This is a genomic window from Psychrobacter aquaticus CMS 56 (assembly GCF_000471625.1).
GTDB classification, from domain to species: Bacteria; Pseudomonadota; Gammaproteobacteria; order Pseudomonadales; family Moraxellaceae; genus Psychrobacter; species Psychrobacter aquaticus.
This window is the reverse complement of the sequence record NZ_AUSW01000003.1, coordinates 18,470-27,116: the sequence shown is the minus strand read 5'-3', so window position 1 is coordinate 27,116 and position 8,647 is coordinate 18,470. Positions and strand designations below refer to the sequence as shown.

Genomic DNA, 8,647 nt, shown 5'->3' with positions numbered 1-8,647 from the left:
CAACGTTCGTGATTTGATTGCCGCCATTGTCAAGGCCTTGGCTGCTCAAGCGGACGGTGCTGCCGCCAAGAAAGCGGACGCCATCCGTGTTCAACAGGGTGTCGCCTGTGGTCACGCTGGTGAGACCGGTTAAGTCTTTCGCCAGTTTGACAGTTAACGCATTGCTACCATTAGCTTCCACACCGATGTTGTTGTCCGATAGGTTGGTTGCCCCACCTTTCACAGTGAGCGTCTGACCAAGTTGACGATTAACAGTGTCACCCGTGTCACCATCAAAGTTGAGTCCTGAGCTAATAGCAGTACTGTTTGTATTGACCGCTGTGTTTGTAGCATGCAACTGACTACCGTTCACAGCGTCAGTACTGGTTGCATTAATGGCTCCAGGAGCCACACCAGTGATAATATTATTACCATTATTCAAACCACTATGACCCAGCAAAACATTATTTATCGGATTGCTTGTTGTAATCTTAATACCTGAACTATCTACCAAAGTATCACCCGTTTTGAGGCTACCATCAGCACCCAAATCGATATTTTCAGCTAATTGGATGGTTAAAGTATCACCAATACCGAACACACCAATGTTACCATTCGTTAGCGTTCCAGTTGCCCCACCCAAGATATTAAGTGTCTCGCCATTAGTGCGTGTAATAGTGGTAGCATTATCACCTTCGAATTTTAGACTTATTGAACCTTCCGAGTCATCAGGATTGGAGTTGTTGTTGTGACTGTTGTTACCAGTAGTATGGTAATGAACTCCATGACTGCCATGACTGTGACTATAGTCGCCATCATGGTGATTCTCAGTACCTGTCGCATTCGCCTGCATACCAAAACCAGCGGCCAGTAGCCCAAGCACTATGGCACTCAAGCGTAATGTATTGATAGAAGATAGATGGGATATTGTATTGATAGTAGTGCTGGATCCAACACTAGATTTGGAAGATTTGCCACGCCCTTTCGCATACTCACCGACTGCGGTAAAACAACCTAAGGCTTCATTCCAGATGATTTTGTAGATGCGATTCATGAGGTATACTCCCTTACAGATTTGTCAGATTTAAAAAATCAGAGATAAAATCTATATCGCAGAGAGTAGATATCACAAAATGAAACGGGGTATAAACTGATAATCACGAAGCTTTTTTAGAAAGTCATTTGGATGAATATTTAAGGAATAATACGTTTTGTCTTGTAAAATCTTTAGTACTCTCTATATATTAGTATTACCGAATATATAGAGAGTCACAATACTGGTCATCGGAGTTTTACTACTGCCTGTCCATTATATTCTATTAAAAGAATATATCTTGCTTAAGTTATCGTTTTTTCGAACTCAGTAAAAACGAGTTTGGCACAGCGAACCATATTTTTGAGATTGATATCACTTTCATTGTCTAATAGGCAACTCAATCTGCACCACCAATCCTTGTATACCGTCTTGTCGATTATAGACATTGATAGAACCTTTGTGTGCCATCACCACTGCATGGACGATTGCCAATCCCAATCCATAGCCGCCAGTCTCACGGTGGCGGGCGGAATCTAGACGTACAAAAGGCTGAAAAATACGCTCTACGTCTTTATCCGCGACGCCGCCGCCTTCGTCTGTTATGCTAATTTGAATAGCAGGTGTCTTATTGTTCATTTCTACTTTTTTGATTTTAGCAGTCACCACTGATCCAGCTGCTGTATGCATAAAAGCATTACGAATGACGTTTTCGAGCGCACTGTGTAGCTGTTCTTGATTGCCAAGCACCATCCAAGCATCTGTCGATGCAAGTATCGATGCAGATTCAGGCGGCTGCCACTGCCAGTACACTTCCTTATGTTGAAATTCAAAGCACACATCTTGTCCAATCTCACTGACGATTTCAGAGATATCGACCTCGTCGTTTTCTAAATTATCGATGGTATATTGCTGCATTTGTAGCGATTGAATATGAATGATTTGCTCAATCAACTCATTCATCCGTGCAGACTCTTTATCAATACGGTCGAGGTAACGATTGGCATTGGGCGCAAAGTCGCGAGTCAGTTCAGTTGCAACGTCGAGACGTGCCAGTGGTGAGCGCAGCTCATGGGAGATATCACTGAGCATCTGCTTGCGTGCCAGCTCACTCTCAGCGAGTCGCACCGAGAGCTTGGCCACATCTTTGGCCAATAATCCCAGCTCATCGTCACCCATTTTGGACAGATTTGGATTGACTTGATAATCACCATCGATCATGCGATGTACCGTACTCTGTACACGGCGAATGCGGCGAGTCAGCGTCCGACTGAGCCAAATACAGACCAAAACACTAAAAACCACAATCAATAGCAAACGGATCGGAAAATTCTCACGTTGTAGCTCTACCACGTCCGCAAACCGCAAATGTGGGCGTAATTGTATGATGACTGTCTGTTTATTCGGTAACACAACCGTCATATCCGCCAATTCAGGGCGATTGTCAGGATCAGCAACCGTAGCGCTACTCGGCATCATCGGCTGTAGCACGCTACTTAGCATAGATGGTTTGTCTTTTACTACTTCACTGCGCTGTTGGTCAGATTTATCATGAGGGCTGCGCTGTTCGGGCATTTTTTTTATAAAAGGACGCCCTGCCTGCTGATCACCTTGCGGACGTTCTTGTCTACGCTCTTCTTTATCACGATAACGCGGAAATATGATTGCCCCTTGCTCATCATAAATCCTAATTTGATTGGTGAGCCATCGGTCTTGACGGTAGATTTGTCTGACCGCTCTCAAATTACCTGCTTGTAATGCCCCAACCATTTCTTGACGCTTAGTCAATAAGCGATCAATTTGTACATCCATTCGAGCCGTCAACTCTTTTTCAACCAGCCAATGCTCCACCCGAATAGACAAAATAGAAGTGATAAGAATCGTCAATAAAAGACTCAAAAACAGACGCCAAAACAGCGTGATTCGCACCTTAAATATCGGTTTTTTTATCAAAGAGGCTATCGATGAATCCATCATTAAAGCACCAACTGATAGCCTTTCCCGCGAACCGCTTTTATCGGTTCATCGTGAAAGGGTTGAAGTTTTTTACGCAGGCGTGATACATGGACATCAAGGCTGCGATCAAACGGCTGCAACTCTCGCTGTAGGACATGCTCTGACAGCCACGTCTTACTCACCACCTCGCCTTTTTGTTTGAGCAGCGCGACCAATAGATCAAACTCTGTTCCAGTGACTTGCAGCGCTACGCCATCTATCTGACAAACGCGCTGATTTTGATCAAGATGCAACCGACTCTCTGGCAATGGTGTGTGCTCTGATGCCGCCGCATTCGTACGTTTGATCACAGCATTGATGCGTGCCAGCAACTCCCGAGGATTGCAAGGTTTGGTAATGTAATCATCCGCGCCAAGCTCTAGACCGATGATACGATCAATCTCCTCGCCCTTTGCCGTCAACATAATGACGGGGATATCACTGATATTTGGCAATTGACGTAGTACACTCAATCCATCGATTTTTGGCATCATGATATCTAATACCAGCAAATCGTAAGCAGAAACATTATTGCTCGCCGCTTTTAGTTTCTGAATGACTGCTTCGCCATCATGCACGCAGTCACACTCGATACCGTGGTTATGTAAGTATTCTTGTAATAACTGTGTCAGTTCTTCGTCATCATCGCCCAGTAATATATTTGGCATGTCTATCTCCTGAAGCTTTAAATATAGTCGAGGTAGTTTAAAGTGAGTACAAGGCAACCGAGTGCAGATAGCACCGTCCTGCAGCAAGCAAAGTTAACACCGTACTCATTTATAAATGCTTTAACTATGGCCTTATGACTCACATTATCAGGCAAGTGCTTAGCCATACGCTATAAACGTTACCTTTCTTAATATTTCATAAATGTTCGTAACCTTTAACTGTCGTAATATAGCGGTTATCGATAACAAGCATGTTGATTGTTTAGGTGGCTCACTCGATTATACTTGCAAGATAAAACCTAAATGTTTATTTAACCAAACCAAATCATACAAAGGATGTCCTCATGAAAAAACTAGTATTGGGTTCAGTATTGGCACTATCTAGCGTATTTACCGTTACGGCATGTACCAGCGTGAATGCCACCACGGACACAAGACCCGCAACCAGCAAAATGCAGCATAAAGATGGTATGAAAAAAGACGGTATGAAAGGCCCAATGTCTCAGTTGAATTTGACAGCGACGCAACAGGCGCAAATTAAAGCCATCATGGAAGCAAAACAGGGCGATCGCAAAGCTGACCGTGAAAAGCATAAGACCGAGCGTGCGCAAATGCACCAACAGATGCAAGCATTGACCAATGCCAGCACGCTAAACACTGCTGCTGTTAACCGTTTGGCTGACCAAGAAGCGGCGAAAACAAAACAGCGTTTTATTGAGCGCGTACAAACCGAGCACGCCATCTCGCAAGTATTAACGGTTGAGCAACGTGAAAAAATGGCCAAAATGAAAGCTGATAAAATGGCTAAAGGTTATAAAGGCTCAGAGCATCGTAAAATGCATGGCAAAGAGCACAAAGGCATGTAATTTTTCATGAATAGACAATGTCTAATGTCTGATCAGTGATTTATAAAACTGACTATTAATCTATAAAGAAGCGCATCGTCTGAACGATGCGCTTCTTTGTTTAGCGACCCTAGTATAAGTTTTCTTCGCTGGCTGTTCGCAAGCGTGACAGATGCTTCATAAAATTCACCCCAGCAGAACTGCAACCTTTTTAGAATGGATCGACTATAACCAATTACCAGCAGATGATAAGCTTACTCAATAGTCTCAACCGATTCTCTGGCCATCGGCAACATACCAAACATCATCTTACCCATCGCCGTACCATTGCCATCACGGTAATATTGCATAAGATCGCGTCCATACTGTCGCACATCAATACTATTACTCGCGTTCGGCACTTGCTTATCACTGGGTAAATTAGGAAACGCCATATTTGTAGCCTGTATCGCGAAATACTGCTGCATAACATCTACGACCAGACCCTTGTCAGACTTGGCTTTGCTCGGAAGTTCAGTACGCAAATGCTGCCATTTAAGCTGACCACGTTTATCAAATCCGTACAACTCTTGCACCTTTGCACTTGATGCTGTGGCCTCAACTTCCTTATCCACAGAACTTTTTACCATGGCTAATAGTTGTTGCACCAGCGCTTTACTGGTGAATTTTTCAGCATCTGTGTCGGCCACTGCGTCAGACTCGTTTTCTTTAATCAGTTCAGGATATTTTTGACTGATGCGGTTGTAGAAGATGCGCATGTAATCTTGATAAAATTTATCATAGCTCTCAGCACTCTGCACACGGCGAATGACTTGCGCGCTTGTTTGCATTGCTGGTAGCTGATGTTCAGGTAATTTTGGCGAAAGTGATACCAACGTACTAGGTGCTACATAGTCAAACTGACTGACAGGCGCTGCTTCATACGTTAAGTCTAGTGCAGCAAAGTGGCTTTTTATCACTTCCCGACCGAAGTCTTTAGGCAAAGTGCCATCATCCATCGCTATTTTTAGCCATTTGTTTCTCCACTTAGTACCAAGCTTGTCGTCTAAAAATTCTGAATTCAACATCGCAACATTGTCTGCCCACAAATAAATATCACCATTTTTGAAATCGATGTAAATAGGCTGATTGATACTGCTGTGATGATTGCGCGCATGGTACTGGACACTGGCAAGCATGGTGGCTTTGCCAGCGAGTGGCTGATAGATGCCTTGGCTGTTAATCGATAATGGCTTTAATAGATAAGCATCTAGCAGCGCCGCTTTTTTGATATCGAGCGCTTTTGGTTTATCATCGTAATTGTCAAATAACTGCTGATAAGAGGATGCTACGGTTACCGCAGTCTCATCTTCGTTATCCTTATTGTCTTCCCATGTCTGATAAGCCACGCTGCACTCAAGGTAAGTGTCTTTAAGCGCCGTTCGCTGAGCGTCATAATCGGCGTCCAACACCTCTTTATTTCGTTTTTCTGCTTGAGCGATTAATTTGGCATATGCTTGGTCATGCGTCTCTTCGCAGTACTCTTCTACAGCGTTTGACGCAACCTCTTCTACGACACTAACATGGGTCAATTGCTGATCGTTACTAATCTCAACGTTGCTATGATAACTGAATGATTGGCGACGCTGTTTTTGTAAGGCCGCCGCCAATGCAGTTTTGGCCGCTGCTGGCGTTTGCTTTGCCGTCATGGCGTTAGATTGGTTGGCATTGCTAGAGAGGCTGGTAGATTGACAACCTGTCAATAACAGCGCTCCTGTCAAAAACGCACTGCTTAGTAGTATGTTTTTTTTGAGAGCTGATGAGATATGACTGGCGATGATTTGATGGTCGGTTTTCATTTTTTATCCTTAATAAGAAATCGCTTAAATATGACAAAATAGCGCTATTTATCCTCTGACCTTCTGTCAGTATCTTCTTTGACATCGGAATTAGGGTATACATCGCTGTACTCTTCGCGGCTACTGTCATCATCACGACTATCGCTATCATCCTCGCTGCTGCTATAACTATAATCATAGCGCGCATAACGTGCGGTTTGCAGTCGATCTTTTTGTTGACGTTGGGTGGCGATCCACGCATTGCCGTCGATGGCTGGCTTAGCATCTGCACCAAAAGACTCTGCTAATAAGGGTGTTAATATATGGCGATTAAAGCTGGCTTTATCGTAGCGTATTTGGTTTAGTACAGTGGTTGTAGAGCCTAATAAGTCACCACCGATATTCATACGTTGCTGCTTGGCAAGCAGGCGATCTGAGCTGTCTAAGTAATAGTAATTGGTCTGATTAAAAGAGATGGGACCGACGGCCTCGATAAGCTGTAATAGCGAGCCTACATCGGCACTTTGATAGCCTTTATTGTAGAGCGCCAACTTATCAAGCGCGGCTTTTAACATGGCGCCATCAGGATATTTATTTGGATTGGCATCCACATAATCCTGTAATGACCGAGTCATGTATTTTAATGTTTTACCAATCATCTCTCCGCTTTGCTGACTGCCAAAATATACTTTTACCGCTCGATTCGCGCCGACTTCTTTTGCAAATTGATCGTCACGTATGTCTACTGCGCTAAAATGCTCAGGTGCTAGTTCTGCCATACTGCTCTGTATCGCAGCAATCGCGGCATCATAAATCACCGCAGAGGGTAATTGCGTAGTGATACTCTCGGGCAAACCAAAACTTACGGTATGTGAGGCCATCTGGTTAGGTAACGGCGTGTTCTCAGGTTTGGCAAGCGCCACAATAGGCATGATTGCCGAAGGGTCTACTGTAATACTGCTATTATTAAAATCAAACGCCAACGGTATCTGTATTGATGAGCTGATTGTCGGTGCCATATAGTCGTAACTATAGACGCTTTGTAGCTGTCTTTGTTTGGGCTTATATTGACTAACGCTATTGAACGTGAGGTTTTGATACTGATAAGCATTGGTCGCTGCAATTTGTTCAGGTGTGCGATGGAACATGCTTAGCATTTGACCAATCACACCAGTAGCTGCTATTGGTGTATTTTTTTCATTCAGCGGCTTTGGCTGCTGTTTGGCCATCTGCATGGCTTCGTAGTTTTTTGCCAGATTTTTTAGCTTAAGATCTGACATTCCTGCAAGAATACCACCTCTGTTATCATTATCGCTTCCCTCTTCTTCATATTCGTCATAATCATTATAGGCCAACTCTTCATTTTCACCAGCCTCATCTAACACGGCAGCCACAGCTGCGCTTTCTGCTAATTCATATTCTTCTGTCGTATTGCTATCGTAGTCTTGACGGTGGTAACCGTCCTTATTATATCCGTATCCATTAAACCCATCTTCACCAAACACTAAATCTTCATCCTCTTCCATATTCTCTATCAAGTCCGTAGCATGCAACTTCACCATCGCCGCAATCGCTTTTCTTTCTTCTTCAGAATACTTAGATTTTGACAAACCTTCCGAATTATAGCCACTTTCATCATAACTGCTTTCACTATCATCACTTTCATCAGATGTACTGTCATCATATTCGCTATCTGAATGCTCAAGCCCGTAACCATACGTTTCTATAATAGTTCTCAGTAAACTACTAGAGCCAGCATCGATACTATCGGCATCAATAAAAGGCACTGCTTGATAGCTCGCCTGCGCCACGGCGACATGCTCTGTTGCCAAATGCTGACGAATCGCAGCAAGTAAGTGTGACTTGGCTTGATTATCTGTATTAGGGTATTTGTCTTGGTCAAACAGTTGCTCGTGGCGCTTGGCTATGGCAGTTAAGCTGTCGTTAAAAGCGCGTCCTTGTGCTTGGCTGTCGGCAGTATTAGCGATATTAAAATCTATAGCACTGCCAGCAGCCGATGACGGCATTGAAGTCGATTGGCAACCTACAAGCACAAAAGAAGCACTACTAAGCAGTAGGGCGTAGCCTGCGATAGAAGTTAATTTACGCGGCTGATATGAGTGACTATTTTCATTACTTGTCGATGAGTCATAAGGCGCGTTTTTAGCATGACGCTGTCGATCGTGATTATTATTTTGGTTCGCTGACATAAAATCCTCTTATTCAGATAAGTAGTCAATAGTAGATGTATGTTGGTAAGTGTATTTATAGCACAAAAGGTTACAATTTAGTAATATCAGAGCACTATTT

Annotated in this window: 6 protein-coding genes; 1 reads left to right on the top strand and 5 read right to left on the bottom strand. The window is 43.6% G+C overall.

Annotated elements, in window-relative coordinates:
• The 3 genes from M917_RS00135 to M917_RS00125 all read right to left on the bottom strand — a co-directional run.
• On the bottom strand, positions 1–1,033 hold a 1,033-nt coding region (locus M917_RS00135; RefSeq protein ID WP_040641432.1), incomplete at its 3' end, for an ESPR-type extended signal peptide-containing protein.
• A gap of 360 nt (positions 1,034–1,393) precedes the next feature.
• A complete protein-coding gene (locus M917_RS00130) occupies positions 1,394–2,986 on the bottom strand; it encodes a sensor histidine kinase (protein ID WP_200861725.1) in 1,593 nt (530 codons plus the stop codon).
• Positions 2,987–2,988: 2 nt separating this feature from the next.
• Positions 2,989–3,675 (bottom strand): response regulator transcription factor, encoded by a 687-nt coding sequence (locus tag M917_RS00125; RefSeq protein ID WP_021812707.1) that lies wholly within the window; start codon positions 3,673–3,675, stop codon positions 2,989–2,991.
• A 344-nt stretch (positions 3,676–4,019) separates the two neighbouring features.
• Here M917_RS00125 and M917_RS00120 point away from each other — a divergent pair, with 344 nt between their 5' ends.
• Complete coding sequence (locus M917_RS00120; RefSeq protein ID WP_021812706.1) at positions 4,020–4,541, top strand: Spy/CpxP family protein refolding chaperone; 522 nt, start codon at positions 4,020–4,022, stop codon at positions 4,539–4,541.
• 233 nt (positions 4,542–4,774) lie between these two features.
• Here M917_RS00120 and M917_RS00115 read toward each other — a convergent pair whose 3' ends face one another.
• Together M917_RS00115 and M917_RS00110 are read right to left on the bottom strand one after the other, a co-directional pair.
• Entirely contained in the window at positions 4,775–6,358 is a 1,584-nt protein-coding gene (locus M917_RS00115; RefSeq protein WP_021812705.1) for a hypothetical protein, read from the bottom strand.
• Between the two features lie 44 nt (positions 6,359–6,402).
• Positions 6,403–8,547, bottom strand: a complete 2,145-nt coding sequence (locus M917_RS00110) for a hypothetical protein (RefSeq protein WP_021812704.1) — start codon at positions 8,545–8,547, stop codon at positions 6,403–6,405.
• Positions 8,548–8,647: the final 100 nt, after the last annotated feature.

Excerpts from the sequence above, each read along its gene's own strand:
- M917_RS00130 (WP_200861725.1), bottom strand. The coding sequence starts at position 2,986 with ATGGATTCATCGATAGCCTCTTTGATAAAAAAACCGATATTTAAGGTG.
- M917_RS00125 (WP_021812707.1), bottom strand. The coding sequence starts at position 3,675 with ATGCCAAATATATTACTGGGCGATGATGACGAAGAACTGACACAGTTA.
- M917_RS00120 (WP_021812706.1), top strand. The coding sequence starts at position 4,020 with ATGAAAAAACTAGTATTGGGTTCAGTATTGGCACTATCTAGCGTATTT.
- M917_RS00115 (WP_021812705.1), bottom strand. The coding sequence starts at position 6,358 with ATGAAAACCGACCATCAAATCATCGCCAGTCATATCTCATCAGCTCTC.
- M917_RS00110 (WP_021812704.1), bottom strand. The coding sequence starts at position 8,547 with ATGTCAGCGAACCAAAATAATAATCACGATCGACAGCGTCATGCTAAA.